Below are 26214 nucleotides of genomic sequence, written 5' to 3' on the forward strand. Positions count from 1 at the left end.
CCAAAACAGCTTCGGCGTTGTAAGGTTAAGCCTCACGGTTCATTAGTATCGGTTAGCTCAACGTATCGCTACGCTTACACACCCGACCTATCAACGTCGTAGTCTTCAACGTTCCTTCAGGACTCTCAAGGAGTCAGGGAGAACTCATCTCGGGGCAAGTTTCGTGCTTAGATGCTTTCAGCACTTATCTTTTCCGCATTTAGCTACCGGGCAATGCCATTGGCATGACAACCCGAACACCAGTGATGCGTCCACTCCGGTCCTCTCGTACTAGGAGCAGCCCCCCTCAATTCTCCAGCGCCCACGGCAGATAGGGACCGAACTGTCTCACGACGTTCTAAACCCAGCTCGCGTACCACTTTAAACGGCGAACAGCCGTACCCTTGGGACCTACTTCAGCCCCAGGATGTGATGAGCCGACATCGAGGTGCCAAACACCGCCGTCGATATGAACTCTTGGGCGGTATCAGCCTGTTATCCCCGGAGTACCTTTTATCCGTTGAGCGATGGCCCTTCCATTCAGAACCACCGGATCACTATGACCTGCTTTCGCACCTGCTCGAGCCGTCACTCTCGCAGTCAAGCTAGCTTATGCCATTGCACTAACCTCCTGATGTCCGACCAGGATTAGCTAACCTTCGTGCTCCTCCGTTACTCTTTAGGAGGAGACCGCCCCAGTCAAACTACCCACCAGACACTGTCCGCAACCCGGATTACGGGTCTACGTTAGAACACCAGCCATTAAAGGGTGGTATTTCAAGGTTGGCTCCACGCAGACTGGCGTCCACGCTTCAAAGCCTCCCACCTATCCTACACATCAAGGACCAGTGTTCAGTGTCAAGCTATAGTAAAGGTTCACGGGGTCTTTCCGTCTTGCCGCGGGTACACTGCATCTTCACAGCGAGTTCAATTTCACTGAGTCTCGGGTGGAGACAGCCTGGCCATCATTACGCCATTCGTGCAGGTCGGAACTTACCCGACAAGGAATTTCGCTACCTTAGGACCGTTATAGTTACGGCCGCCGTTTACCGGGGCTTCGATCAAGAGCTTCGCGTTACCGCTAACCCCATCAATTAACCTTCCGGCACCGGGCAGGCGTCACACCGTATACGTCCACTTTCGTGTTTGCACAGTGCTGTGTTTTTAATAAACAGTTGCAGCCAGCTGGTATCTTCGACTGATTTCAGCTCCACGAGCAAGTCGCTTCACTTACCATCAGCGTGCCTTCTCCCGAAGTTACGGCACCATTTTGCCTAGTTCCTTCACCCGAGTTCTCTCAAGCGCCTTGGTATTCTCTACCTGACCACCTGTGTCGGTTTGGGGTACGATTTGATGTTACCTGATGCTTAGAGGCTTTTCCTGGAAGCAGGGCATTTGTTACTTCAGCACCGTAGTGCCTCGTCATCACACCTCAGCGTTAATAAGCGTCCGGATTTACCTAAACGCTCCGCCTACATGCTTAAACCGGGACAACCGTCGCCCGGCTAACATAGCCTTCTCCGTCCCCCCTTCGCAGTAACACCGAGTACAGGAATATTAACCTGTTTCCCATCGACTACGCCTTTCGGCCTCGCCTTAGGGGTCGACTCACCCTGCCCCGATTAACGTTGGACAGGAACCCTTGGTCTTCCGGCGAGCGGGCTTTTCACCCGCTTTATCGTTACTTATGTCAGCATTCGCACTTCTGATACCTCCAGCATCCCTCACAGGACACCTTCGACGGCTTACAGAACGCTCCCCTACCCAACAACGCATAAGCGTCGCTGCCGCAGCTTCGGTGCACAGTTTAGCCCCGTTACATCTTCCGCGCAGGCCGACTCGACCAGTGAGCTATTACGCTTTCTTTAAATGATGGCTGCTTCTAAGCCAACATCCTGGCTGTCTGTGCCTTCCCACATCGTTTCCCACTTAACTGTGACTTTGGGACCTTAGCTGGCGGTCTGGGTTGTTTCCCTCTTCACGACGGACGTTAGCACCCGCCGTGTGTCTCCCGTGATAACATTCTTCGGTATTCGTAGTTTGCATCGGGTTGGTAAGCCGGGATGGCCCCCTAGCCGAAACAGTGCTCTACCCCCGAAGATGAGTTCACGAGGCGCTACCTAAATAGCTTTCGGGGAGAACCAGCTATCTCCCGGTTTGATTGGCCTTTCACCCCCAGCCACAAGTCATCCGCTAATTTTTCAACATTAGTCGGTTCGGTCCTCCAGTTAGTGTTACCCAACCTTCAACCTGCCCATGGCTAGATCACCGGGTTTCGGGTCTATACCCTGCAACTTAACGCCCAGTTAAGACTCGGTTTCCCTTCGGCTCCCCTATACGGTTAACCTTGCTACAGAATATAAGTCGCTGACCCATTATACAAAAGGTACGCAGTCACCCTGATAAATCAAGGCTCCCACTGCTTGTACGTACACGGTTTCAGGTTCTGTTTCACTCCCCTCGCCGGGGTTCTTTTCGCCTTTCCCTCACGGTACTGGTTCACTATCGGTCAGTCAGGAGTATTTAGCCTTGGAGGATGGTCCCCCCATATTCAGACAGGATACCACGTGTCCCGCCCTACTCTTCGAACTCACAGTATGTGCATTTTTGTGTACGGGAGTATCACCCTGTACCCTGCGACTTTCCAGACGCTTCCACTAACACACAAACTGATTCAGGTTCTGGGCTGTTCCCCGTTCGCTCGCCGCTACTGGGGGAATCTCGGTTGATTTCTTTTCCTCAGGGTACTTAGATGTTTCAGTTCCCCTGGTTCGCTTCGTTAAGCTATGTATTCACTTAACGATAGTGCAACGGATTGCACTGGGTTTCCCCATTCGGAAATCGTCGGTTATAACGGTTCATATCACCTTACCGACGCTTATCGCAGATTAGCACGTCCTTCATCGCCTCTGACTGCCTAGGCATCCACCGTGTACGCTTAGTCGCTTAACCTCACAACCCGAAGATGTTTCGTAAAACACCCGCAGTGTTGCGAAAATTTGAGAGACTCGAACACACCGCTTATCTGCTCTTATTACGGAGAGCAGACACAGTGTGTCGTTTCAATTTTCAGCTTGATCCAGATTTTTAAAGAGCAAATATCTCAAACATGACTTACTGTTTACACAGTGCAATCAGTTTTGAGATACAGAGGTCGGCGACTTTCACTCACAAACCAGCAAGTGGCGTCCCCTAGGGGATTCGAACCCCTGTTACCGCCGTGAAAGGGCGGTGTCCTGGGCCTCTAGACGAAGGGGACGTGTAAGTCTCAATCGCAAGACGCCTTGCTATTTACTTTTCATCAGACAATCTGTGTGGACACTACAAAGGCAGGTTCTTCAGGTAAGGAGGTGATCCAACCGCAGGTTCCCCTACGGTTACCTTGTTACGACTTCACCCCAGTCATGAATCACAAAGTGGTAAGCGCCCTCCCGAAGGTTAAGCTACCTACTTCTTTTGCAACCCACTCCCATGGTGTGACGGGCGGTGTGTACAAGGCCCGGGAACGTATTCACCGTAGCATTCTGATCTACGATTACTAGCGATTCCGACTTCACGGAGTCGAGTTGCAGACTCCGATCCGGACTACGACATACTTTGTGAGGTCCGCTTGCTCTCGCGAGGTCGCTTCTCTTTGTATATGCCATTGTAGCACGTGTGTAGCCCTACTCGTAAGGGCCATGATGACTTGACGTCATCCCCACCTTCCTCCAGTTTATCACTGGCAGTCTCCTTTGAGTTCCCGGCCGAACCGCTGGCAACAAAGGATAAGGGTTGCGCTCGTTGCGGGACTTAACCCAACATTTCACAACACGAGCTGACGACAGCCATGCAGCACCTGTCTCAGAGTTCCCGAAGGCACCAAAGCATCTCTGCTAAGTTCTCTGGATGTCAAGAGTAGGTAAGGTTCTTCGCGTTGCATCGAATTAAACCACATGCTCCACCGCTTGTGCGGGCCCCCGTCAATTCATTTGAGTTTTAACCTTGCGGCCGTACTCCCCAGGCGGTCGACTTAACGCGTTAGCTCCGGAAGCCACTCCTCAAGGGAACAACCTCCAAGTCGACATCGTTTACGGCGTGGACTACCAGGGTATCTAATCCTGTTTGCTCCCCACGCTTTCGCACCTGAGCGTCAGTCTTTGTCCAGGGGGCCGCCTTCGCCACCGGTATTCCTCCAGATCTCTACGCATTTCACCGCTACACCTGGAATTCTACCCCCCTCTACAAGACTCTAGCCTGCCAGTTTCGAATGCAGTTCCCAGGTTGAGCCCGGGGATTTCACATCCGACTTGACAGACCGCCTGCGTGCGCTTTACGCCCAGTAATTCCGATTAACGCTTGCACCCTCCGTATTACCGCGGCTGCTGGCACGGAGTTAGCCGGTGCTTCTTCTGCGAGTAACGTCAATCACTGTGGTTATTAACCACAATGCCTTCCTCCTCGCTGAAAGTACTTTACAACCCGAAGGCCTTCTTCATACACGCGGCATGGCTGCATCAGGCTTGCGCCCATTGTGCAATATTCCCCACTGCTGCCTCCCGTAGGAGTCTGGACCGTGTCTCAGTTCCAGTGTGGCTGGTCATCCTCTCAGACCAGCTAGGGATCGTCGCCTAGGTGAGCCATTACCCCACCTACTAGCTAATCCCATCTGGGCACATCTGATGGCAAGAGGCCCGAAGGTCCCCCTCTTTGGTCTTGCGACATTATGCGGTATTAGCTACCGTTTCCAGTAGTTATCCCCCTCCATCAGGCAGTTTCCCAGACATTACTCACCCGTCCGCCGCTCGTCACCCGAGAGCAAGCTCTCTGTGCTACCGCTCGACTTGCATGTGTTAGGCCTGCCGCCAGCGTTCAATCTGAGCCATGATCAAACTCTTCAATTTAAGTTTGATGCTCTTGAATTAAACTTCGTAATGAATTACGTATGTTCACTCAGAGACTTTGGTATTCATTTAGCGTCCGAAGACGTTTAGAATCCATGTCACTTTGAGTGCCCACACAGATTGTCTGATAAATTGTTAAAGAGCAGTGCAACGCGGCTTTCGCTCACCGTTGCGAGGTGGCGTATATTACGCTTTCCTCTTTCAGAGTCAATCCTTTATTTCAGGATTTTTCTCTTCAACCGAACCGGCTGTTTGTGTGAAGTGATTCACATCCGCCGTGTCGATGGAGGCGCATTATAGGGATCCCAGCTTTTAGCACAAGGTTTTTTTGGATCTTTTTTTCTGACTGCTGCTTTTCCACTCTTTTCGCTGAAATCCCACCCGATCTGCTTAAATATTGATGCACTTATCTCTTGCCCCAGCCGGATAATGCGATCAAAGTCTTCTATATAGTGTTAATCAGTCGAGGTAGATATGTCCGCCGTATTGCGTCCCTTCAAAGATCTGTTCCCTCAGAAAGGCGATCGCGTGATGATCGATAGTAGTAGCGTCGTCGTTGGCGATGTCAGGATGGCCGATGATGTAAGCATCTGGCCGTTAGTCGCCATTAGGGGCGATGTGAACCATGTCATGATTGGTTCACGCACCAATATTCAAGATGGCAGCGTTCTGCATGTCACTCACAAGTCGACCCATAACCCCGAGGGGTGTCCTCTGATCGTTGGTGAAGATGTCACTATTGGTCATAAAGTGATGCTGCACGGCTGCACCATCGGTAATCGCGTGTTGGTTGGTATGGGATCGATTCTATTAGATGGGGTAATAGTAGAAGACGATATTATGATAGGGGCCGGAAGCCTGGTACCACAAAACAAACGCCTGGAAAGCGGCTATCTCTATTTAGGCCGCCCAGTAAAACAAATCCGCCCCTTAAATGAAGCGGAAATCGCAGGCCTACAATACTCAGCGAATAATTACGTGAAATGGAAGGACGAATACCTGGCTCAGGAAAACCAAATCCAGCCCTGATCGTCTTCCTGCTGATCCCGAATCAAATCGCTGGCTTCTTCTTCCAGATCCCAGCGATTATCTTTGAACACTTCAAGCGGCACAGCGCCACCAAAACGACGGAGTAATACTTCGCTTTTGATCGCGCAGATCAATTGCACACCATTTACCAATACTGGAAAACAGACGGCCTGTTTATCTTCATCCCAGGTTTCTCTATCGGGAAAGTGGATCGCCTGATTCACGCCAGTAATTCCTGTTTCAGTTTTTCAATAACAGGTTCCACTGCAGGTAATACGCCATGCCAAAGTAGCACCGCATGCGCGGCCTGGCCCACCAGCATTCCCAGTCCATCCGAAAAATGTTTTGCCCCATGCCCTTCGCACCAACTCAGGAAAGGCGTACTTCCTTTTTGATAGAACATGTCATAGAAGTAAACGTGTGGTTTCACCAGAGAGGCTGGAATGGCGGGTACATCACCGGCAATACCGCTGGATGTGGCATTAATAATAAGGTCGAACTCATGCCCTTCCAAATCCCTCATCGCCACGACATTGATACTCCCCGTGTGAGCAAACAGCGTTGCCAGGTCTTTCGCACGGGAATATGTACGATTGGTAATCGTCACAGCACAATCCAACGATAGAAGCGGAAGCAAAACTCCACGAGATGCCCCGCCGGCTCCAATCAGCAAAATGCGCGACCCTGGTTTAATGAAAGAGAGTCTTTCCAGATCGCTCAATAAACCGATGCCGTCGGTGTTATCACCAAGCAGACGTCCATCGTCCAAACGTTTAAGTGTATTCACCGCACCCGCAAGCGATGCACGCTCTGTCAACTCATCCGCTCGCTCAAAAGCTTCTTCTTTAAATGGCACGGTAATATTTGCGCCTCTCGCCCCCTCGCAGAAAAAAGCATTGAGCGTAGCGAGGAAATCATCAACAGGCGCCAGGACACGATCATATGAATAGTTGATGTGCAGTTGCTGGGCAAATTGCTGATGAATAAATGGCGATTTACTGTGCGCAATTGGGTTACCAAATACAGCGTACTTATCCATCATATTACCCCTGGCGAAAACGCTCGCCGGTCAACGCATCTCGGATTTCTGAAGGATTCAGTCGGCCACCGGTTTCACCGACGACCACTGGAAAATCGTCACCAAACTGGGTCAGCACTTCTTGCGATGTACGGCAAGGCGGCAATCCCGTTAGGTTGGCACTGGTTGAAACGAGCGGCTTCCCAAAAGTCTCGCACAGTTCAATAACCAACGGATGGTCTGTTACGCGAACAGCAAGTGAGTCAAAGCGCCCTGTCAACCAGCTCGGCGTGGTGGGTCGAGCCGGGAAAACAAAGGTGACCGGACCAGGCCAGGCGGCAAAAATGGTATTGCGCTGCTGCTCTGTCAACATTGAATCATCGATATAGGGTTTGAGCTGCTCAAAGTTTGCAGCAATCAAAATTAACCCTTTTTCGACCGGGCGCTGTTTGAGTTTTAGTAAACGAGTCACTGCCGTTTCACTATCAGGATCGCATCCAACCCCAAACACAGCTTCAGTGGGATAAGCGATGACTTCTTCATTTTTTAGTACGTCCACCGCCTGTGCGATAGAGCCTAATGGAAAATTATTATTCACAGGTTTAATCCGCCGAATCCGGCTTTCCACATTGTTTACTGGCGCAAAAGCGTTTGATGCCTTGTGCAGTTTTCTTCTCTATAAGGAGCGGATAATCGCAATGAGAGCATATACCCGCAACTGGCTTAAAATTGATAACGAACTGGCATTCAGGATAGCGATCGCAGGAATGAAAAGTTTTACCGAAACGGGAACGTCGTTGGACTAACTGCCCCTGTTGACACTGTGGACAGGCTATCGCTGTTTCATCTGGCTTATCGATCTGTTCAGTATGTTCACATTCAGGGTAATGGCTGCATCCGATAAACATGCCAAAACGCCCCTGACGCAGCGCGAGATTCGCACCACAGACTGGGCACGTTTGCCCTTCCAGAATTTTTACGATATGCCCGTCCGCCTGATTTTTCAGGGGACGGACATAATCACATTCCGGATAGTGTGAACAACCGAGAAACGGACCGTGTTTCCCGGACCGAATGACAAGTTCAGCCCCACATTGTGGGCAGGGCTCTTGATTACGCACCGTAAACAGTGCTGATTTGGCCATAACAACTCTTGGAGCAATGTAATGAATTAATGAAGCATACCTTCATTCACTTCAAAGAGTAATTCTTCCATTTGCTGATAGGCGTTTTCACAACCAGGGATGTTGAACAGAACCATCAGAATGACCCATTTCAGGTCTTCCAGTTCAAATTCTGCAGTATCCAGCGCCATGACACGCTCTATCACCATTTCTCGCGTTTCGAGGTTTAGCACCTGAATTTGCTCCAGGAATAAAACGAATCCCCGGCAGTTGGCATCCAGCCTTTCACACTCTTCAGCCGTGTAAATACGCACGGACAGAGGATCGGAAGCAAGCTGCATGGGTTCGACAAGCCCTTCCTGATAATCAGCCAGTTTTTCTAGCCACAACAATGCGTTATAAATATCTTCCCGTTCAAATCCCGCATCGGTAAGATCCCGCGTCAGTCGGTCCTGGTCCACGCGCATTTCTGCTTCGTTATGGATGTAAGTCTCAAACAAATACATCAGTACGTCGAACATGGCATGCCCTCCTTAATCGGACATAGCCGCCGGGTACAGCTGCGATCCATCCTGCTAACTCCAGTTCCAGTAGCTGTGCTACCGTGACTGGCACAGATTGGCCGGCACGTTCAGCGACAACGTCAACAGGTGTTACCTCATCTCCTACGTTAGCCAGGAGCTCAGGAAATGGCAATGCTACCTCCTCCTGATCTGATGAATAAAGTGCCATTTCTGATTCCTTGGGAATCCAATTCAATCCATATCGCAAATTTTCAAGAATTTCCTCGGCACTTGTGACAGGCGTTGCCCCCTGCTTAATCAGCCAATGAGGGCCTTCACATCCAGGATTGCCTATCGGCCCCGGCAACGCAAAAACTTCACGCCCTTGCTCAAGCGCGCATTTGGCTGTCACTAGCGATCCGCTTCGCAATGCCGCCTCGATGACTAATACTCCGTGGCTCAAACCACTAATAATGCGATTGCGGCGAGGAAAATTACCGGGCCAGGGTGGGGTGGCGAGAGGAAACTCAGAAATAACCGCTCCTCCCGTTTCAATAATTTTGTCCGAAAGAGGAACATGCCGTTTAGGGTAAATACTGGACAGACCACTACCCAGCACCGCGACAGTTTTGCCCTGCCCAGAAATCGCAGCCCGATGAGCGACACCATCAATGCCACACGCTAACCCACTGGTAATCGTGACGCCATTTCGCGCCAGATATTCGCAGAATAGGTTCCCCCACCTTTCGCCGTACCAGGAAGGAGAGCGGCTGCCGACGACGGCAAGTTGAAAGTGACTTAACACATCGATACTGCCATTCACAAATAACGCGCCGGGATAGTCGGATAGGCTTCGCAACCGTGGCGGATAGAGAGGGCTGTCAGCAGGAAGCAGATAATGCCCCGGTCGTTCTAGCCAGTTAAAAGAACGTTCGAGTTCGGCTTCTTTTACACACAAAAAGTTGCGGGCCTGCTTGCTCGTTAGGCCAACATTCTTCAACGTCGTGTCGTCGATATTTTCGCGAGCGGCCAGATTTTGTGCAGCCCCCAGCATCGTGTCACCACATAAATCCCCGACGTGCATCAGACGTAACCATATCTCTGTGGAAGTCATCCTTTTCCCTGCCATAAGCAGCCTCAGCAATCTTTGCGATTGGTTAGGGATGCTGTCAATCAGCAGGGGATTTGTCTAGAATAGAGGTAATAATCTTTTCAACTCCTGAACACGACTCTGGAAATTTATGGCAGTTTTGCAAGTGTTACATATCCCGGACGAGCGCCTTCGCATCGTTGCTGAACCGGTAAAAGAAGTGAATGCAGAAATTCAGCGTATCGTTGATGATATGTTCGATACGATGTACGCAGAAGAAGGCATTGGTCTCGCGGCAACGCAGGTTGACATTCATAAACGCATCATCGTTATCGATGTATCTGAAAACCGCGAAGATCGCCTGGTATTGATTAATCCAGAACTGCTCGAGCAGAGCGGTGAAACCGGAATTGAGGAAGGCTGCCTGTCTATTCCAGAACAGCGCGCGCTGGTTCCTCGTGCCGAGAAGGTCAAAATCCGTGCGCTGGATCGTGACGGTAAGTCATTTGAACTGGAAGCCGACGATTTACTCGCAATCTGTATTCAGCATGAGATGGACCACTTAGTCGGTAAACTGTTTATCGATTATCTCTCTCCCCTGAAACAACAGCGTATTCGTCAGAAGGTCGAGAAACTGGATCGTATGCGCGCACGCGCATAACGTGCCCCTCGGATACAAGGAATAACGTGTCTAAAAAGCTACGCATAATTTTCGCGGGAACACCTGACTTCGCAGCGCGTCATCTCGATGCGCTGCTCTCTTCTGGCCACCAGATTGTTGGTGTGTTTACCCAACCAGACCGCCCTGCTGGTCGTGGCAAAAAACTGATGCCTGGCCCGGTTAAAGTCCTCGCTGAAAAACATAACTTACCGGTATTTCAGCCAGTATCCTTACGTCCTCAAGAAAATCAGCAGCTTGTCTATGAGCTCAATGCTGATGTCATGGTTGTCGTGGCATACGGATTAATTTTGCCAAAAGCCGTACTTGATATGCCACGTCTCGGCTGTATCAATGTGCACGGTTCTCTGCTTCCTCGCTGGCGCGGCGCGGCGCCTATCCAGCGTTCACTGTGGGCGGGTGATAGCGAAACGGGTGTCACCATCATGCGGATGGATGTCGGGCTGGATACAGGTGACATGCTTTACAAACTGGCGTGCCCCATCACGGCAGAAGATACCAGCGCAACGTTGTATGACAAACTGGCGGATCTCGGCCCGCAAGGCTTAATCGAAACATTGCAGCAACTTGCCGACGGTAAAGTGCAGCCAGAAGTACAGGATGAAGCCTTCGTAACTTACGCTGAGAAGCTCAGTAAAGAAGAAGCTCAACTCGACTGGTCACTTTCTGCAGCACAGCTGGAACGTTGTATCCGCGCATTTAATCCCTGGCCAATGAGCTGGATGACCATTGACGAGCAGCCAGTGAAAATCTGGAAAGCTTCCGTTATCAGTGGGGAAGCTAAAGCGGAGCCAGGCACTATTATTGAAGCAACCCGAGAAGGTATTCAGGTTGCAACCGCAGACGGCATTCTCAATCTGGAATCGCTACAACCTGCGGGTAAAAAAGCCATGAGCGCGCAAGATTTGCTGAATTCACGTCGCGAGTGGTTTACCCCAGGCACGCGTCTCGCCTGATTATATTTAATCTAAGGCCCGGTTTTTCCGGGCATTTTTATTTTTGCGGTTATGAAAAAACAAAATCTTCGTAGCATGGCAGCAAGTGCCATCGAGAAAGTGGTCGAACAGGGTCAATCTCTGAGTAATATCCTGCCACCGCTTCAACAAAAAGTTTCCGATAAAGATAAAGCCCTGCTCCAGGAGCTGTGCTTTGGTGTCCTACGCACGCTCCCACAACAGGAATGGCTCATCAGCAAGCTGATGTCCAGGCCAATGACAGGCAAGCAGCGCACCATCCATTATTTAATAATGGTGGGTTTCTACCAGCTGCTTCATACCCGAATTCCGCCTCATGCGGCATTGGCCGAGACCGTTGAAGGAGCGGTTGTGATCAAGCGACCGCAATTAAAGGGCTTGATAAACGGCGTGTTACGTCAATTCCAGCGTCAACAGGAAGAGCTGCTGGCTGAGTTTGCAGATTCTGATAAGCGTTTTCTACATCCTGAGTGGCTACTGAAGCGCCTGCAGAAAGCTTACCCATCACAGTGGCAGGCAATAGTTGAGGCAAATAATCAACGTCCTCCTATGTGGCTGCGCGTAAATCGAAACCATCATACTCGCGATGAATGGCTGGCTTTGCTGGAAACAGCGGAGATGAACGGCTTTACGCATGATGCCTATCCTGATGCAATACGCCTTGCCTCTCCAGCTCCGGTGCAATCATTGCCAGGTTTCGAGCAAGGATGGGTGACAGTCCAGGACGCTTCAGCACAGGGCTGTATGACGTATCTCGAGCCGCAAAACGGCGATCGTATTCTTGATCTCTGTGCAGCACCTGGCGGTAAAACGACACATATTCTTGAAGTTGCTCCTAAAGCCAGCGTCATGGCTGTCGATATTGATGAGCAACGACTTTCTCGCGTGTACGACAACTTAAAACGCCTGGGCATGAAAGCAGAAGTCAAACAGGGTGACGGACGGACGCCTGCGCAGTGGTGCGGGGATGAACAGTTTGATCGTATTTTGGTTGATGCTCCCTGCTCTGCGACCGGCGTTATTCGCCGACATCCAGACATCAAATGGCTACGCCGGGATCGTGATATTAACGAACTGGCGCAACTTCAAAGCGAAATTCTTGACGCCGTTTGGCCGCATCTTAAGCCTGGCGGTACGTTGGTTTACGCAACCTGCTCAGTCCTTCCGGAAGAAAATAGCCAACAGATTGCTGCATTCCTGAAACGCACGTCTAATGCCACTCTGCGGGCTACCGGTACTCCCGATAAACCAGGCATACAAAACCTCCCTGGAGCAGAAGACGGTGACGGCTTCTTTTACGCTAAGCTAATCAAAGAGTGATATTTAAAACAGGTCGCAATCTATGAAGATTATCATTCTGGGTGCTGGGCAAGTCGGCGGAACGCTGGCCGAAAACCTCGTGGGTGAGAATAACGATATCACCATCGTTGACGTCAATGGAGATCGCCTTCGCGAGCTGCAGGATAAATTCGATCTGCGTGTTGTTCAGGGACATGGCTCCCATCCTCGTGTACTCCGTGAGGCAGGTGCGGATGACGCTGACATGCTGGTTGCGGTCACCAGTTCTGATGAAACGAACATGATTGCCTGTCAGGTCGCTTTTTCGCTGTTCAATACCCCGAATCGTATTGCGCGTATACGATCCCCAGATTACGTCCGTGATGCGGATAAACTATTCAATTCAGAAGCCGTTCCCATCGATCATCTCATCGCTCCGGAACAGCTGGTTATCGACAGTATTTATCGATTAATAGAATATCCGGGTGCGCTGCAGGTTGTGAACTTCGCTGAAGGCAAAGTTAGCCTGGCGGTAGTTAAAGCCTATTATGGCGGGCCTCTGATTGGTAACGCATTGTCTACTATGCGTGAACACATGCCGCATATTGATACTCGCGTGGTAGCAATATTTCGTCATGACAGACCGATTCGACCGCAGGGTTCAACCATTGTTGAAGCGGGTGATGAGGTGTTCTTTATTGCAGCATCTCAGCATATTCGCGCCGTAATGAGTGAACTCCAACGTCTGGAAAAACCTTACAAGCGTATCATGCTGGTTGGCGGCGGTAATATTGGCGCAGGTCTTGCCCACCGACTGGAGAAAGATTACAGCGTAAAATTGATCGAGCGCGATCAACAACGTGCCGCTGAATTAGCAGAGAAACTGCAAAACACGATCGTTTTTTATGGCGATGCTTCGGATCAAGAGTTGCTGGCGGAAGAACATATCGATCAAGTTGATCTCTTTATTGCCGTCACCAATGATGATGAAGCGAACATCATGTCTGCGATGCTGGCTAAACGTATGGGCGCTAAAAAAGTGATGGTGCTCATTCAGCGCCGTGCTTACGTCGATCTTGTGCAAGGCAGTGTTATTGATATCGCAATCTCTCCACAGCAGGCAACCATTTCGGCTTTGTTAAGCCATGTGCGTAAAGCTGATATTGTGGGCGTTTCCTCTCTTCGCCGTGGCGTAGCAGAAGCGATAGAAGCGGTGGCGCATGGGGATGAAACTACGTCTCGCGTTGTGGGTCGTGCCATCGATGAAATCAAGTTGCCGCCAGGCACAATTATCGGCGCCGTCGTTCGAGGTAATGACGTCATGATCGCGAATGATAATCTTCGTATCGAACAGGGCGATCATGTCATTATGTTCCTGACAGACAAAAAATTTATTAGCGACGTTGAACGTTTATTCCAGCCCAGTCCTTTCTTCCTTTAGCGATAAGCGGTGCTTTTCAAGAGCACCTCTTTCATTAACTATTTATTTTATAATGATTAACTTTCGTAGCGATTATTTATCCTCAATGGAAATTGGCTAATCATTTGTTAGACTTAACTTTATCTGTTGGCTTAAGGAGAAAGAAAATGAGTATTGTTAAAGAGTTTCGCGAATTTGCGATGCGTGGGAATGTAGTAGACCTTGCTGTGGGTGTGATTATTGGTGCAGCATTCGGCAAGATTGTTTCATCTTTGGTTGCCGACATCATTATGCCGCCGTTAGGTCTTTTAATTGGTGGGATTGATTTCAAACAGTTCGCCGTCACTTTGAGGGATGCGCAAGGCGATATTCCTGCAGTAGTGATGCACTACGGCGTGTTTATTCAAAACGTTTTTGATTTTGTCATTGTTGCGTTTGCAATCTTTATGGCCATTAAGCTTATTAACAGATTGAATCGCAAGAAAGAAGAACCGGCAGCGGTGCCTCCGGCCCCTTCCAAGGAAGAGGTCTTGTTGACTCAAATTCGCGATCTGTTAAAAGAACAGAACAACCGTATTTAATCGGCCGCGTAAAGTCAGAAGGCCAGCGGTAAAAAAGAGATTCTCTTTCTTACCGCTGGCCTCCCACTTACCTTTCTTAGCATGCTTCCCTTTGCGCAAGAAACTCCCTTTCCCTTTTTTGTTCTTTTCGACTCGTTGTCTAAATAAAGGATCATGAAGTAATGCCTCTATGGCGTTATCTCTGATTTGCCCTTTCTTATGTTGATAATGGCTCATGAAATCTCCAGATGGTGGATAAAAACGGCGTGAGTGTAGATCCTCAGTGTTAAGAAATCAACAACCATGGTGTATACCGCTAGCACCTTGCTCCAGCGTTTCGAGAATGGAGCAATAAACGCTACTGTGCGCGCTACCACAACATGCGTCGTTCAGGCGCTGCAATGAACGCTGCATAATCTGCAACTCCTCAATACGTAACTCGACTTCATTCAACCTGGCCTGCACGATGCTTTTTGATTCCTGACAAGTGTGGTGTGCAGGATCGATGCGGATCGAAAGTAACTCACGAATAGAATCCAGTGTAAAACCAAGCTGTCTTCCATAACGGATAAACTTGAGTCGCTGAAGATCTGTTTCGGTATAAAGACGGAACCCACCTTCAGTACGAACTTTGTGTTCCATCATCTGCTGTTTTTCGTAATATCGAATAGTGTCTGGCGTAACGTCAGCCAATTTTGCGAGTTCACCGATGCGGTACATAGTTTGCCCTCATTAATTTTTCAACAGCCCTAATCGTCATCATACAAGAAAGCGCAGCAATATGGGGTCTAATGGTGCTTATCTCAGTCAGCGCCAAAAGCCTCAAAATCATCATATCTAAGTGGATTTGTTAAGTTTGAGCCAGATAACTGTACAGGTCACAGAATCCTGCGAGACAATTATTGCGAATTAACTTGCCAGAATAAACAAGCGATACCACTTAACCAATTGAAAATGAAAGAAGAATATTACGGCGACTAGAGAGAGAGGCGGGGATCTTCAAGATATAAAAAAACCCGCCGAAGCGGGTCTTTTTACGTTACTACAGATTACTCTGCAGTAGCTTCTGCTTTAGATTCAGAACGATCAACCAGCTCGATGTAAGCCATCGGAGCGTTGTCGCCTGCACGGAAGCCACACTTCAGAATACGAGTGTAACCACCGGCACGGCTCGCGAAACGCGGGCCCAGTTCGTTAAACAGTTTTGCCACGATCTCGTTATCACGAGTGCGGGCGAATGCCAGACGACGATTTGCAACGCTGTCAGTCTTGGCAAGAGTAATCAGTGGCTCAACTACACGACGCAGCTCTTTCGCTTTAGGCAGGGTCGTCTTGATGATCTCATGACGAACCAGTGAACCTGCCATGTTGCGGAACATAGCCTGGCGATGGCTGCTGTTACGGTTCAGTTGACGACCACTCTTACGATGGCGCATGACCTTATCCTTCTCAGTAAAACCTTAACCTGTGATCCGGTTACTCGTCAGCAATGCTTGCTGGTGGCCAGTTTTCCAGGCGCATGCCCAGAGACAAACCACGGGAAGCTAGCACGTCTTTAATCTCAGTAAGAGATTTTTTACCCAGGTTCGGCGTTTTCAGCAACTCAACCTCGGTACGCTGTACCAGATCACCGATATAGTGGATAGCTTCTGCCTTGAGGCAGTTAGCAGAGCGGACAGTCAATTCCAGATCGTCAACAGGGCGCAGCAGGATCGGATCGAACTCTGGTTTCTCTTCTTTAACTTCTGGCTGACGAACATCACGTAGGTCAACAAAAGCTTCAAGTTGTTCTGCCAGAATGGTTGCCGCACGACGAATCGCCTCTTCAGGATCGATTGTGCCGTTGGTTTCCATTTCGATGACCAGCTTGTCCAGGTCGGTACGCTGTTCGACACGTGCTGCTTCAACATTGTAGGCGATACGCTCTACAGGGCTGTAACATGCGTCGACGAGCAGACGGCCGATTGGGCGCTCATCTTCTTCCGAATGAATTCGGGCAGAAGCCGGCACATAACCACGACCGCGCTGAACTTTGATACGCATGCTAATCGCTGCGTTCTCATCGGTCAGGTGGCAGATCACGTGCTGCGGCTTGACGATTTCGACATCACCGTCGTGGGTGATATCGGCTGCAGTCACAGGGCCAATGCCAGATTTATTCAGAGTAAGGATAACTTCATCTTTCCCCTGAACTCTCACCGCCAGCCCTTTCAGGTTGAGCAGGATTTCAAGGATATCTTCCTGAACGCCTTCTTTGGTGCTGTACTCATGGAGCACACCATCAATCTCAACTTCGGTTACCGCACAACCCGGCATCGACGAGAGCAGAATACGGCGCAGTGCGTTACCCAGAGTATGGCCAAAGCCACGCTCTAAAGGCTCAAGGGTCACCTTGGCGTGCGTCGAACTCACTTGCTCGATATCTACCAGGCGCGGTTTTAGAAACTCTGTCACAGAACCCTGCATTGTGTCCTCTCTTTGGTACTAAGCTTTACTTGGAGTAAAGCTCAACGATCAGGTGTTCGTTAATGTCCGCAGACAGATCAGAACGTTCCGGCTGACGCTTGAACGTACCTTCCATCTTGCTAGCATCAACTTCCAGCCAGGTTGGCTTTTCACGCTGCTCAGCCAGCTCGAGAGCTGCTTTCACGCGAGATTGCTTTTTCGCTTTCTCACGAATGCAAACAACGTCATTCGCTTTAACCTGATAAGAAGCGATGTTAACAACACGACCGTTTACCATGATTGCTTTATGGCTAACCAGCTGACGAGATTCAGCACGAGTAGCACCGAAGCCCATACGGTAAACAACGTTGTCCAGACGACCTTCCAGCAGAGCCAACAGGTTTTCACCGGTATTGCCTTTAAGACGCGCTGCTTCTTTATAGTAGTTACGGAACTGACGCTCCAGCACACCGTAGGTACGGCGAACTTTCTGCTTCTCACGTAACTGTACACCATAGTCAGACAGACGCGGTTTACGCGCACCGTGCTGGCCAGGAGCTTGTTCAATTTTACACTTGGTATCGATCGCGCGAACGCCAGACTTAAGGAATAAGTCGGTGCCCTCACGACGGCTCAGCTTGAGCTTAGGACCCAAATATCTTGCCATTTTCTATCTCCAACAATCCTAGAAAACGTAAGCGTTATACGCGACGTTTTTTCGGCGGACGACAACCGTTATGAGGGATCGGAGTCACATCAGTAATATTAGTGATGCGGAAACCAGCGGCGTTCAGAGCACGAACAGTTGATTCGCGACCCGGACCCGGACCTTTGACCATAACTTCCAGATTCTTGATACCGTATTCTTTTACGGCTTCTGCACAACGCTCTGCTGCAACCTGGGCTGCGAACGGAGTCGATTTGCGAGAACCACGGAAACCGGAACCACCGGCTGTTGCCCAACCCAATGCGTTACCCTGACGATCAGTAATAGTAACGATGGTGTTGTTAAAAGAAGCATGGATATGAGCCACGCCGTCAGAGACTTGTTTTCTTACACGCTTACGTGCACGAACTGGTGCCTTTGCCATTATTCAATCACCCCGATTATTTCTTGATCGGTTTGCGCGGACCCTTACGGGTACGTGCGTTGGTCTTGGTGCGCTGGCCGCGAACCGGGAGACCACGACGATGACGCAAACCGCGATAGCAACCAAGGTCCATAAGGCGCTTGATGCTCATGCTAACTTCACGGCGCAGATCACCTTCAACGACAAATTTGGCAACTTCGTCACGCAGCGTGTCGATTTGTTCTTCAGACAGCTCACTGATCTTAACATCTTCAGCGATACCCGCTGCAGCCAAAATGGCTTTGGAACGGGTCTTGCCGACGCCATAGATCGAAGTTAATGCGATCACAGCATGTTTTTGATCAGGAATGTTAATGCCTGCTATACGGGCCACTATGCACTCCTACTATTTAATATGTACGTACCATGCTGAAAAGCCCGTTTTCAGGATACTCAAATGGATACGTACAGACATACAAAAGATTGGCTGGCTAATCTAGCCAGCTCAACCCAACTTTGCAAGAAAAATATGCGAAATAATCAGCCTTGACGCTGTTTATGTTTCGGCTCGGCACTGCAAATCACGCGAATAACACCTTCACGCTTAACGATTTTGCAGTTACGGCATAATTTCTTGACGGAAGCACGAACTTTCATTTTTACTCTCCGTAACTTCTCGGGCGACCAATTAACGGCCGTAGCCTTTCAGGTTCGCCTTCTTCAAGGCAGACTCATACTGACTTGACATCATAAGAGTTTGCACTTGAGCCATAAAGTCCATAATCACGACGACAACGATAAGCAGTGAAGTCCCACCGAAATAGAACGGTACTTTCATCGCATCACGCATGAACTCCGGGATCAGGCAGATAAATGTAATGTAAAGTGCACCAACCAAGGTCAGGCGCGTCATTACTTTATCAATATACTTCGCCGTTTGCTCTCCCGGACGAATTCCTGGTACAAATGCACCGGACTTCTTCAGGTTATCTGCTGTCTCACGCGGATTGAAAACCAACGCCGTGTAAAAGAAACAGAAGAATATGATTGCAGACGCATAGAGTAACACATAAAGCGGTTGCCCAGGCTGCAAATACAGCGAAATTGTTGTCAGCCAGTTCCAACCGGTTCCGCCCCCAAACCAGGACGCGATGGTCGCCGGGAACAGAATAATACTGGAAGCAAAGATTGCCGGGATTACACCCGCCATATTTACTTTCAGCGGTAAATGTGTGCTCTGTGCAGCATAGACACGACGTCCTTGTTGACGTTTAGCATAGTTCACCACAATGCGGCGTTGACCACGTTCAACGAAGACAACAAAGAAGGTCACTGCGAATACTAATACTGCAACCAACAGCAACAGGAGGAAGTGCAGTTCGCCTTGACGCGCTTGCTCGATAGTATGGGCAATGGCTGGCGGGAGTCCCGCAACGATACCAGCGAAGATAATGATCGAGATACCGTTGCCGATACCTCGTTCAGTAATCTGTTCGCCGAGCCACATCAAGAACATTGTTCCTGTGACCAGACTTACAACAGCGGTGAAATAGAATGCAAAGCCAGGATTAATTACCAAGCCTTGCATACCAGGCATATTCGGTAAACCGGTAGCAATACCGATTGACTGGAATATTGCCAGCACCAGAGTGCCGTAACGGGTGTACTGGCTGATCTTACGACGACCAGACTCCCCTTCTTTCTTCAGCTCTGCGAGGGCCGGATGAACGACCGTTAACAGCTGTATGATAATCGATGCCGAAATATACGGCATGATACCCAGTGCAAAGATAGAAGCGCGGCTGAGAGCACCACCAGAGAACATGTTAAACATTTCAATGATGGTGCCTCGCTGTTGCTCAAGCAGTTTGGCAAGTACAGCGGCATCGATACCAGGGATCGGAATAAAAGAGCCAATACGGAAAACGATTAGCGCACCAACAACAAACAAAAGTCTGCGTTTCAGTTCGCCAAATCCACCCTTGGCACTTTGAAAATCTAATCCCGGTTGCTTAGCCATCTGCTACTTATTCCTCAATTGTACCGCCAGCAGCTTCGATAGCAGCACGAGCGCCTTTAGAAACACGCAGACCACGCACAGTTACCGGAGTAGAAACTTCACCAGCCAGGATCACTTTCGCGAACTCGATCTGGATACCGATAATGTTTGCAGCTTTCAGCGTGTTCAGGTCTACAACGCCGCCTTCAACTTTCGCCAGGTCAGACAGACGAATTTCGGCTGTGATCGCTGATTTGCGAGAAGTGAAACCGAATTTCGGCAGACGACGGTACAGTGGCATCTGGCCACCCTCGAAACCGCGACGTACGCCACCGCCAGAACGAGAGTTCTGACCTTTGTGACCACGACCACCGGTTTTACCGAGGCCAGAACCGATACCACGACCAAGGCGTTTACCCGCCTTTTTAGAGCCTTCGGCTGGAGACAGAGTATTTAAACGCATCTCTTACTCCTCAACTTTAACCATGAAGTAAACCGCGTTGACCATACCACGAACAGCGGGAGTATCCTCACGCTCAACGGTATGACCAATACGACGCAGACCCAGGCCAAGCAGCGTTGCCTTGTGTTTCGGCAGACGACCGATTGCACTGCGGGTTTGAGTGATTTTAATAGTCTTTGCCATGGTCAATTACCCCAGAATTTCTTCAACGGATTTACCACGCTTGGCAGCGACCATTTCTGGAGAATTCATATTTTCCAGGCCATCAATAGTTGCACGAACCACGTTAATCGGGTTGGTGGAACCATATGCTTTGGCCAGAACGTTATGAACTCCAGCGACTTCCAGGACGGCGCGCATTGCACCACCGGCAATAATACCGGTACCTTCAGAAGCCGGCTGCATGAAGACACGAGAACCCGTGTGAACACCTTTTACAGGGTGTTGCAGGGTGCCGTGGTTCAGCGCGACGTTAATCATATTGCGACGGGCTTTTTCCATCGCTTTCTGGATCGCTGCTGGAACTTCACGCGCTTTACCGTAACCAAAACCAACGCGACCATTACCATCACCAACAACAGTCAGAGCTGTGAAGGAGAAAATACGACCACCTTTAACGGTTTTAGATACGCGGTTAACCGCGATCAGCTTTTCCTGCAGTTCGCCAGCCTGTTTTTCGATGTGAGCCATCTTACACCTCTACCTTAGAACTGAAGGCCAGCTTCACGGGCAGCATCTGCCAGTGCCTGGACACGACCATGATATTGGAACCCGGAACGGTCAAAGGACACAACTTTGATGCCTTTTTCCAGAGCGCGTTCAGCAACAGCTTTACCAACAGCTGCGGCAGCGTCTTTGTTACCGGTGTACTTCAATTGTTCTGTAATAGCTTTTTCTACAGTAGAAGCAGCTACCAGAACTTCAGAACCGTTCGGTGCAATTACCTGTGCGTAAATATGACGCGGGGTACGATGTACCACCAGGCGAGTTGCACCCAGCTCTTTGAGCTTGCGGCGTGCGCGGGTCGCACGACGGATACGAGCAGATTTCTTATCCATAGTGTTACCTTACTTCTTCTTAGCCTCTTTGGTACGCACGACTTCGTCGGCGTAACGAACACCCTTGCCTTTATAAGGCTCAGGACGACGGTAGGCGCGCAGATCTGCTGCAACCTGACCGATCAGCTGTTTATCCGCGCCTTTCAGCACGATTTCAGTCTGGGTCGGACATTCTGCAGTGATACCGGCCGGCAGCGGATGCTCAACAGGGTGTGAGAAGCCCAGAGACAGGCCTACTGCATTCCCTTTGATAGCTGCACGATAACCTACACCAACTAGTTGAAGCTTTTTAGTGAAGCCTTCGGTAACACCAACAACCATTGAGTTCAGCAGTGCACGCGCGGTGCCAGCCTGAGCCCATCCGTCTACGAAACCATCTCGCGGACCGAAGGTCAGAGCATTATCTGCATGTTTAACTTCAACAGCATTGTTGAGGGTACGAGTCAGCTCGCCATTTTTACCTTTGATCGTAATAACCTGACCGTCGATTTTTACATCAACGCCGGCAGGAATAACGACCGGTGCTTTAGCAACACGAGACATTGTTTCCTCCGATTAGGCTACGTAGCAGATAATTTCGCCACCAAGACCAGCTTGGCGCGCTGCACGATCAGTCATAACACCTTTAGAGGTAGAAACAACTGCGATACCCAGACCAGCCATAACTTTAGGCAGCTCATCTTTTTTCTTATAGATGCGCAGGCCTGGGCGGCTGACACGCTGAATGCTTTCTACAACAGCTTTACCCTGGAAATACTTGAGAGTAAGTTCCAGTTCCGGCTTGGTGTCGCCTTCAACTTTAAAATCTTCGATAAAACCTTCTTCCTTCAGCACATTGGCAATTGCCACTTTCAGCTTGGCGGAAGGCATGGTGACCGCAACTTTGTTCGCGGCCTGACCGTTACGGATACGGGTCAGCATATCCGCGATCGGATCTTGCATGCTCATCTGTCTTTACTCCCGTGATTCAATTGGTGACAATTACCAGCTAGCCTTTTTCAGACCCGGGATTTCACCGCGCATAGCGGCTTCACGGACCTTAATACGGCTCAACCCGAACTTCCGCAGGAAAGCGTGCGGACGACCAGTTTGACGACAGCGGTTACGCTGACGAGACGGGCTGGAATCACGCGGCAGAGACTGCAGCTTCAGAACTGCATTCCAACGGTCTTCGTCGGAAGCGTTCACATCAGAGATGATCGCTTTCAGTTCAGCGCGTTTAGCGAAGAATTTATCAGCTAAAGCTACGCGCTTTACTTCGCGTGCTTTCATTGATTGCTTAGCCATTCAGTAACCCTACCTTACTTGCGGAACGGGAAGTCAAAGGCAGCCAGCAGAGCACGGCCTTCTTCATCAGAGTTCGCAGTAGTGGTAATGGTAATATCCAAACCACGCACGCGGTCGACTTTATCGTAGTCGATCTCTGGGAAGATGATCTGCTCACGGACACCCATGCTGTAGTTACCACGACCATCGAATGACTTAGCGGACAAGCCACGGAAGTCACGGATACGTGGAACAGCAATAGAGATCAGGCGCTCAAGGAACTCCCACATGCGTTCGCCACGCAGAGTTACTTTACAGCCGATCGGATAGCCCTGACGGATTTTGAAGCCTGCAACAGATTTGCGTGCTTTGGTGATCAACGGCTTTTGACCGGAGATTGCTGTCAAATCAGCTGCTGCATTATCCAGCAGTTTCTTGTCAGCGATCGCTTCACCAACACCCATGTTCAGGGTGATCTTCTCGACCCGAGGGACTTGCATGACAGAATTGTAGTTAAACTCAGTCATGAGTTTGCTAACTACTTCGTCTTTGTAGTAATCATGCAGTTTCGCCATCGTACTACTCCAAATTACTTGATAGTTTCGCTATTAGATTTGAAGAAACGGACTTTTTTGCCGTCTTCGAATCTAAAGCCTACACGGTCAGCCTTGCCAGTTACCGTGTTGAAGAGCGCAACGTTAGAAACCTGAATTGCAGCTTCTTTTTCAACGATGCCACCTGGTTGGTTCAGGGCCGGAACCGGCTTCTGATGTTTCTTAACCAGATTGATACCTTCAACAATGATCTTGCCGGAAGACAGAACATTTTTTACTTTACCGCGTTTACCTTTATCTTTACCGGTTAACACGATAACTTCGTCATCACGACGGATTTTCGCTGCCATGATTCGCTCCTTAGAGTACTTCTGGTGCCAGAGAGATAATTTTCATGAACTTTTCAGTACGAAGTTCACGAGTTACCGGCCCAAAGATACGCGTGCCGATAGGCTGCTCGCTGTTATTGTTTAAAATAACGCATGCATTACCATCGAAGCGAATGACAGAACCGTCAGGGCGACGAACACCCTTCCTGGTGCGCACCACTACCGCTTTCAGCACATCACCTTTTTTGACCTTACCACGTGGAATTGCTTCCTTGATGGTGATCTTGATGATGTCGCCTACGCCTGCGTAGCGACGGTGCGAGCCACCCAGAACCTTGATACACATTACGCGACGTGCACCGGAGTTGTCGGCGACGGTCAGCATAGTCTGTTCTTGGATCATTTCAGTGCTCCGCTAATGTCAACTACTACCTGAGACCCTAAAAATCAGAGTCGTCGAAAAGCCCCATATTGAGGGCGCGGCATTATAACACCGGTTCTACAATATGGGTAGAAAAAATAAACGGCTCATTGCTGAGCCGTTTATTCGTATTGAGAAGGCTAGTCTATTACAGAACTGCTTTCTCTACAACGCGAACCAGCGTCCAGGACTTAGTCTTGGACAGCGGACGGCATTCGTGGATTTCTACCACGTCACCGATACCGCATTCATTGTTCTCGTCATGTACGTGCAGTTTGGTCGTACGCTTGATGAATTTACCGTAGATCGGGTGTTTCACAATACGTTCGATAGCAACAACGATGGATTTCTCCATTTTGTCACTAACAACACGACCTTGCAGAGTACGGATTTTATCGGTCATTACGCACCCGCCTTCTGAGTCAGTAAAGTCTTAACGCGTGCAACATTGCGACGCACTTGCTTCAGCAGGTGAGTCTGTTGCAGCTGGCCACTTGCAGCCTGCATACGCAGGTTAAACTGCTCACGCAGCAGGTTCAGCAGCTCAGCGTTCAGCTCTTCAACGCTTTTTTCACGCAGCTCATTTGCTTTCATTACATCACCGTCTTAGTTACAAAGGTGGTTTTAATCGGCAGTTTCGCTGCTGCCAGTCCGAATGCTTCACGGGCCAGCTCTTCCGGTACACCGTCCATTTCATACAGGACTTTGCCCGGCTGAATCAAGGCAACCCAATACTCCACGTTACCTTTACCTTTACCCATACGAACTTCCAGCGGCTTCTCGGTAATTGGTTTGTCCGGGAATACACGGATCCAGATTTTACCTTGACGCTTAACTGCACGGGTCATTGCACGACGTGCTGCTTCGATCTGACGTGCAGTCAGACGACCACGGCCAACAGCTTTCAGACCGAAAGTGCCGAAGCTAACATCCGTACCCTGCGCCAGACCACGGTTGCGGCCTTTGTGCACTTTACGGAATTTTGTACGCTTTGGTTGTAACATCAGCGACGCTCCTTATTTACGGCCTTTACGCTGCTGCTTTTTAGGTTGAGCAGCCGGTTTTTCCGGTTGTTCAACAGCAGCCATGCCACCCAGGATCTCACCTTTGAAGATCCATACCTTAACACCGATTACACCGTAAGTGGTGTGCGCTTCAGAGGTGTTATAGTCGATGTCAGCGCGCAGAGTATGCAACGGTACACGACCTTCGCGGTACCATTCGGTACGTGCGATTTCCGCGCCGCCCAAACGGCCGCTAACTTCAACTTTAATGCCTTTAGCGCCCAGACGCATTGCGTTCTGTACTGCACGCTTCATAGCACGACGGAACATAACGCGACGTTCCAGCTGTGAAGTGATGCTGTCAGCAACCAATTTAGCGTCCAGTTCAGGCTTACGAACTTCAGCGATGTTGATCTGTGCAGGAACGCCAGCGATATCCGCAACGACCTTGCGCAGTTTTTCTACGTCTTCGCCTTTCTTACCGATAACGATACCCGGGCGAGCAGTGTGAATAGTCACACGAATGCTTTTAGCCGGACGCTCGATAACGATACGAGATACAGACGCTTTAGCCAGTTCCTTAGTAAGGTACTGACGTACTTTAAAATCGCTGTCTAGGTTGTCAGCGAATTCTTTGGTGTTCGCAAACCAGGTTGAATTCCATGGTTTTACAATACCCAGGCGAATACCATTAGGATGTACTTTCTGACCCATTGCTAGTCTCCAGAGTCTCAGCGATCGGACACAACCACAGTAATGTGGCTGGTGCGCTTCAGGATGCGATCTGCACGACCTTTCGCACGCGGCATAATGCGCTTCATGCTTGGGCCTTCATCTACGAAAATTTTCGCAACTTTCAGATCGTCAATGTCAGCGCCATCGTTGTGTTCAGCGTTAGCAATGGCAGATTCCAGTACTTTCTTGACGAATACCGCAGCTTTCTTGTTGGTATAAGTCAGGATGTCCAGGGCCTGCGACACTTTCTTACCGCGAATCAGGTCAGCAACAAGGCGAACCTTCTGAGCAGAAGAACGAGCATGGCGATGTTGAGCTAAAGTTTCCATCTCT

The 26214-nt window shown here is 49.7% G+C and carries 36 protein-coding genes, 1 tRNA gene and 2 rRNA genes; 6 read left to right on the plus strand and 33 right to left on the minus strand.

Features of this window, described 5'->3' with window-relative positions:
• Positions 1–21: 21 nt before the first annotated feature.
• The 3 genes from I6L74_RS06225 to I6L74_RS06235 all read right to left on the minus strand — a co-directional run bounded on the left by I6L74_RS06225 (position 22) and on the right by I6L74_RS06235 (position 4862).
• Positions 22–2931, minus strand: a 23S ribosomal RNA gene (locus tag I6L74_RS06225).
• Positions 2932–3162: 231 nt separating this feature from the next.
• A tRNA-Glu gene (locus I6L74_RS06230) sits at positions 3163–3238 on the minus strand.
• 84 nt (positions 3239–3322) lie between these two features.
• Positions 3323–4862 (minus strand): 16S ribosomal RNA (locus I6L74_RS06235).
• The 16S and 23S rRNA genes sit together here with 1 tRNA gene alongside, the layout of an rRNA operon.
• Positions 4863–5336: 474 nt before the next feature.
• On the opposite strand from I6L74_RS06235, the gene I6L74_RS06240 reads away from it, so the two are divergent.
• On the plus strand, positions 5337–5891 hold the full coding sequence (locus I6L74_RS06240; RefSeq protein ID WP_059180792.1) for a gamma carbonic anhydrase family protein: 555 nt from the start codon (positions 5337–5339) through the stop codon (positions 5889–5891).
• Here I6L74_RS06240 and I6L74_RS06245 read toward each other — a convergent pair.
• The 6 genes from I6L74_RS06245 to dprA are packed head-to-tail and all read right to left on the minus strand — an operon-like array spanning position 5867 to position 9650.
• A complete protein-coding gene (locus tag I6L74_RS06245) occupies positions 5867–6115 on the minus strand; it encodes a DUF1488 family protein (protein ID WP_059180791.1) in 249 nt (82 codons plus the stop codon). The two genes, I6L74_RS06240 and I6L74_RS06245, sit on opposite strands and share 25 nt — an antisense overlap.
• Positions 6112–6930, minus strand: a complete 819-nt coding sequence (gene aroE, locus I6L74_RS06250) for a shikimate dehydrogenase (protein ID WP_096759595.1) — start codon at positions 6928–6930, stop codon at positions 6112–6114. The genes I6L74_RS06245 and aroE overlap by 4 nt, the downstream gene beginning before the upstream one ends.
• Before the next feature lie 4 nt (positions 6931–6934).
• The gene (gene tsaC / locus I6L74_RS06255) at positions 6935–7507 is read right to left on the minus strand and encodes an L-threonylcarbamoyladenylate synthase type 1 TsaC (protein ID WP_059180789.1); all 573 of its coding nucleotides are present in this window, start codon (positions 7505–7507) and stop codon (positions 6935–6937) included.
• A 4-nt stretch (positions 7508–7511) separates the two neighbouring features.
• Positions 7512–8054, minus strand: coding sequence for a DNA topoisomerase family protein (locus I6L74_RS06260; RefSeq protein ID WP_072241999.1), 543 nt, complete (start codon positions 8052–8054; stop codon positions 7512–7514).
• A gap of 26 nt (positions 8055–8080) precedes the next feature.
• Entirely contained in the window at positions 8081–8554 is a 474-nt protein-coding gene (gene smg / locus I6L74_RS06265) for a DUF494 family protein Smg (protein ID WP_059180788.1), read from the minus strand.
• Complete coding sequence (gene dprA / locus I6L74_RS06270; protein ID WP_059180787.1) at positions 8526–9650, minus strand: DNA-protecting protein DprA; 1125 nt, start codon at positions 9648–9650, stop codon at positions 8526–8528. The genes smg and dprA overlap by 29 nt, the downstream gene beginning before the upstream one ends.
• A 127-nt stretch (positions 9651–9777) precedes the next feature.
• Between dprA and def the strand changes: the two genes are divergently transcribed.
• The 5 genes from def to mscL all read left to right on the plus strand — a co-directional run bounded on the left by def (position 9778) and on the right by mscL (position 14558).
• Complete coding sequence (gene def / locus I6L74_RS06275) at positions 9778–10287, plus strand: peptide deformylase (protein WP_059180786.1); 510 nt, start codon at positions 9778–9780, stop codon at positions 10285–10287.
• A gap of 26 nt (positions 10288–10313) precedes the next feature.
• Positions 10314–11261 carry a methionyl-tRNA formyltransferase gene (gene fmt, locus I6L74_RS06280; RefSeq protein ID WP_059180785.1) on the plus strand — a complete coding sequence of 316 codons (948 nt, stop codon included), beginning with the start codon at positions 10314–10316 and terminating at the stop codon, positions 11259–11261.
• A 51-nt stretch (positions 11262–11312) separates the two neighbouring features.
• Positions 11313–12599, plus strand: coding sequence for a 16S rRNA (cytosine(967)-C(5))-methyltransferase RsmB (rsmB, locus tag I6L74_RS06285; RefSeq protein ID WP_059180784.1), 1287 nt, complete (start codon positions 11313–11315; stop codon positions 12597–12599).
• 22 nt (positions 12600–12621) lie between these two features.
• The gene (gene trkA, locus I6L74_RS06290) at positions 12622–13998 is read left to right on the plus strand and encodes a Trk system potassium transporter TrkA (RefSeq protein WP_059180783.1); all 1377 of its coding nucleotides are present in this window, start codon (positions 12622–12624) and stop codon (positions 13996–13998) included.
• Positions 13999–14144: 146 nt separating this feature from the next.
• Positions 14145–14558: a large-conductance mechanosensitive channel protein MscL gene (mscL, locus tag I6L74_RS06295; RefSeq protein ID WP_015960700.1), complete on the plus strand. Its 414-nt coding sequence runs from the start codon at positions 14145–14147 to the stop codon at positions 14556–14558.
• On the opposite strand, the gene I6L74_RS06300 is transcribed toward mscL, so the two are convergent.
• The 24 genes from I6L74_RS06300 to rplV all read right to left on the minus strand — a co-directional run bounded on the left by I6L74_RS06300 (position 14532) and on the right by rplV (position 26210).
• Positions 14532–14774, minus strand: coding sequence for an alternative ribosome-rescue factor A (locus I6L74_RS06300; RefSeq protein ID WP_059180782.1), 243 nt, complete (start codon positions 14772–14774; stop codon positions 14532–14534). The genes mscL and I6L74_RS06300 overlap by 27 nt on opposite strands.
• Before the next feature lie 57 nt (positions 14775–14831).
• Positions 14832–15257, minus strand: coding sequence for a Zn(2+)-responsive transcriptional regulator (gene zntR / locus I6L74_RS06305; RefSeq protein WP_059180781.1), 426 nt, complete (start codon positions 15255–15257; stop codon positions 14832–14834).
• 329 nt (positions 15258–15586) lie between these two features.
• Positions 15587–15973, minus strand: coding sequence for a 50S ribosomal protein L17 (gene rplQ / locus I6L74_RS06310; protein ID WP_015960703.1), 387 nt, complete (start codon positions 15971–15973; stop codon positions 15587–15589).
• 40 nt (positions 15974–16013) lie between these two features.
• Positions 16014–17003 (minus strand): DNA-directed RNA polymerase subunit alpha, encoded by a 990-nt coding sequence (locus I6L74_RS06315; RefSeq protein WP_002919219.1) that lies wholly within the window; start codon positions 17001–17003, stop codon positions 16014–16016.
• Between the two features lie 25 nt (positions 17004–17028).
• Complete coding sequence (gene rpsD, locus I6L74_RS06320) at positions 17029–17649, minus strand: 30S ribosomal protein S4 (protein WP_015960704.1); 621 nt, start codon at positions 17647–17649, stop codon at positions 17029–17031.
• Positions 17650–17683: 34 nt separating this feature from the next.
• A complete protein-coding gene (gene rpsK / locus I6L74_RS06325) occupies positions 17684–18073 on the minus strand; it encodes a 30S ribosomal protein S11 (RefSeq protein ID WP_003863312.1) in 390 nt (129 codons plus the stop codon).
• 16 nt (positions 18074–18089) lie between these two features.
• Positions 18090–18446 carry a 30S ribosomal protein S13 gene (rpsM, locus tag I6L74_RS06330; RefSeq protein WP_003031135.1) on the minus strand — a complete coding sequence of 119 codons (357 nt, stop codon included), beginning with the start codon at positions 18444–18446 and terminating at the stop codon, positions 18090–18092.
• Positions 18447–18592: 146 nt separating this feature from the next.
• On the minus strand, positions 18593–18709 hold the full coding sequence (gene rpmJ / locus I6L74_RS06335) for a 50S ribosomal protein L36 (RefSeq protein WP_015960705.1): 117 nt from the start codon (positions 18707–18709) through the stop codon (positions 18593–18595).
• Between the two features lie 31 nt (positions 18710–18740).
• Positions 18741–20072: a preprotein translocase subunit SecY gene (secY, locus tag I6L74_RS06340; protein ID WP_015960706.1), complete on the minus strand. Its 1332-nt coding sequence runs from the start codon at positions 20070–20072 to the stop codon at positions 18741–18743.
• A 7-nt stretch (positions 20073–20079) separates the two neighbouring features.
• Entirely contained in the window at positions 20080–20514 is a 435-nt protein-coding gene (gene rplO / locus I6L74_RS06345; RefSeq protein WP_015960707.1) for a 50S ribosomal protein L15, read from the minus strand.
• A gap of 3 nt (positions 20515–20517) precedes the next feature.
• Positions 20518–20697 carry a 50S ribosomal protein L30 gene (rpmD, locus tag I6L74_RS06350; protein WP_003863301.1) on the minus strand — a complete coding sequence of 60 codons (180 nt, stop codon included), beginning with the start codon at positions 20695–20697 and terminating at the stop codon, positions 20518–20520.
• A 6-nt stretch (positions 20698–20703) separates the two neighbouring features.
• Positions 20704–21204 (minus strand): 30S ribosomal protein S5, encoded by a 501-nt coding sequence (gene rpsE / locus I6L74_RS06355; RefSeq protein WP_002438697.1) that lies wholly within the window; start codon positions 21202–21204, stop codon positions 20704–20706.
• Between the two features lie 14 nt (positions 21205–21218).
• The gene (gene rplR, locus I6L74_RS06360) at positions 21219–21572 is read right to left on the minus strand and encodes a 50S ribosomal protein L18 (RefSeq protein WP_015960708.1); all 354 of its coding nucleotides are present in this window, start codon (positions 21570–21572) and stop codon (positions 21219–21221) included.
• A gap of 9 nt (positions 21573–21581) precedes the next feature.
• Positions 21582–22115 carry a 50S ribosomal protein L6 gene (gene rplF, locus I6L74_RS06365; RefSeq protein WP_006178917.1) on the minus strand — a complete coding sequence of 178 codons (534 nt, stop codon included), beginning with the start codon at positions 22113–22115 and terminating at the stop codon, positions 21582–21584.
• 12 nt (positions 22116–22127) lie between these two features.
• The gene (rpsH, locus tag I6L74_RS06370) at positions 22128–22520 is read right to left on the minus strand and encodes a 30S ribosomal protein S8 (RefSeq protein ID WP_006178918.1); all 393 of its coding nucleotides are present in this window, start codon (positions 22518–22520) and stop codon (positions 22128–22130) included.
• 33 nt (positions 22521–22553) lie between these two features.
• Positions 22554–22859: a 30S ribosomal protein S14 gene (gene rpsN / locus I6L74_RS06375; RefSeq protein WP_015960709.1), complete on the minus strand. Its 306-nt coding sequence runs from the start codon at positions 22857–22859 to the stop codon at positions 22554–22556.
• 14 nt (positions 22860–22873) lie between these two features.
• A complete protein-coding gene (gene rplE, locus I6L74_RS06380; RefSeq protein WP_015960710.1) occupies positions 22874–23413 on the minus strand; it encodes a 50S ribosomal protein L5 in 540 nt (179 codons plus the stop codon).
• 14 nt (positions 23414–23427) lie between these two features.
• Positions 23428–23742, minus strand: coding sequence for a 50S ribosomal protein L24 (gene rplX / locus I6L74_RS06385; protein ID WP_015960711.1), 315 nt, complete (start codon positions 23740–23742; stop codon positions 23428–23430).
• Between the two features lie 10 nt (positions 23743–23752).
• Entirely contained in the window at positions 23753–24124 is a 372-nt protein-coding gene (gene rplN / locus I6L74_RS06390; protein WP_015960712.1) for a 50S ribosomal protein L14, read from the minus strand.
• 166 nt (positions 24125–24290) lie between these two features.
• Positions 24291–24545, minus strand: coding sequence for a 30S ribosomal protein S17 (gene rpsQ / locus I6L74_RS06395; protein ID WP_015960713.1), 255 nt, complete (start codon positions 24543–24545; stop codon positions 24291–24293).
• Positions 24545–24736: a 50S ribosomal protein L29 gene (gene rpmC / locus I6L74_RS06400; protein WP_006817276.1), complete on the minus strand. Its 192-nt coding sequence runs from the start codon at positions 24734–24736 to the stop codon at positions 24545–24547. The genes rpsQ and rpmC overlap by 1 nt, the downstream gene beginning before the upstream one ends.
• A complete protein-coding gene (rplP, locus tag I6L74_RS06405; protein ID WP_002919759.1) occupies positions 24736–25146 on the minus strand; it encodes a 50S ribosomal protein L16 in 411 nt (136 codons plus the stop codon). The genes rpmC and rplP overlap by 1 nt, the downstream gene beginning before the upstream one ends.
• A gap of 12 nt (positions 25147–25158) precedes the next feature.
• Positions 25159–25860, minus strand: a complete 702-nt coding sequence (gene rpsC / locus I6L74_RS06410; protein WP_000529945.1) for a 30S ribosomal protein S3 — start codon at positions 25858–25860, stop codon at positions 25159–25161.
• Positions 25861–25877: 17 nt separating this feature from the next.
• Positions 25878–26210: a 50S ribosomal protein L22 gene (rplV, locus tag I6L74_RS06415; protein WP_015960714.1), complete on the minus strand. Its 333-nt coding sequence runs from the start codon at positions 26208–26210 to the stop codon at positions 25878–25880.
• Positions 26211–26214 lie beyond the last annotated feature (4 nt).

The organism is Lelliottia amnigena, assembly GCF_019047465.1.
Lineage (GTDB): Bacteria > Pseudomonadota > Gammaproteobacteria > Enterobacterales > Enterobacteriaceae > Enterobacter > Enterobacter amnigenus.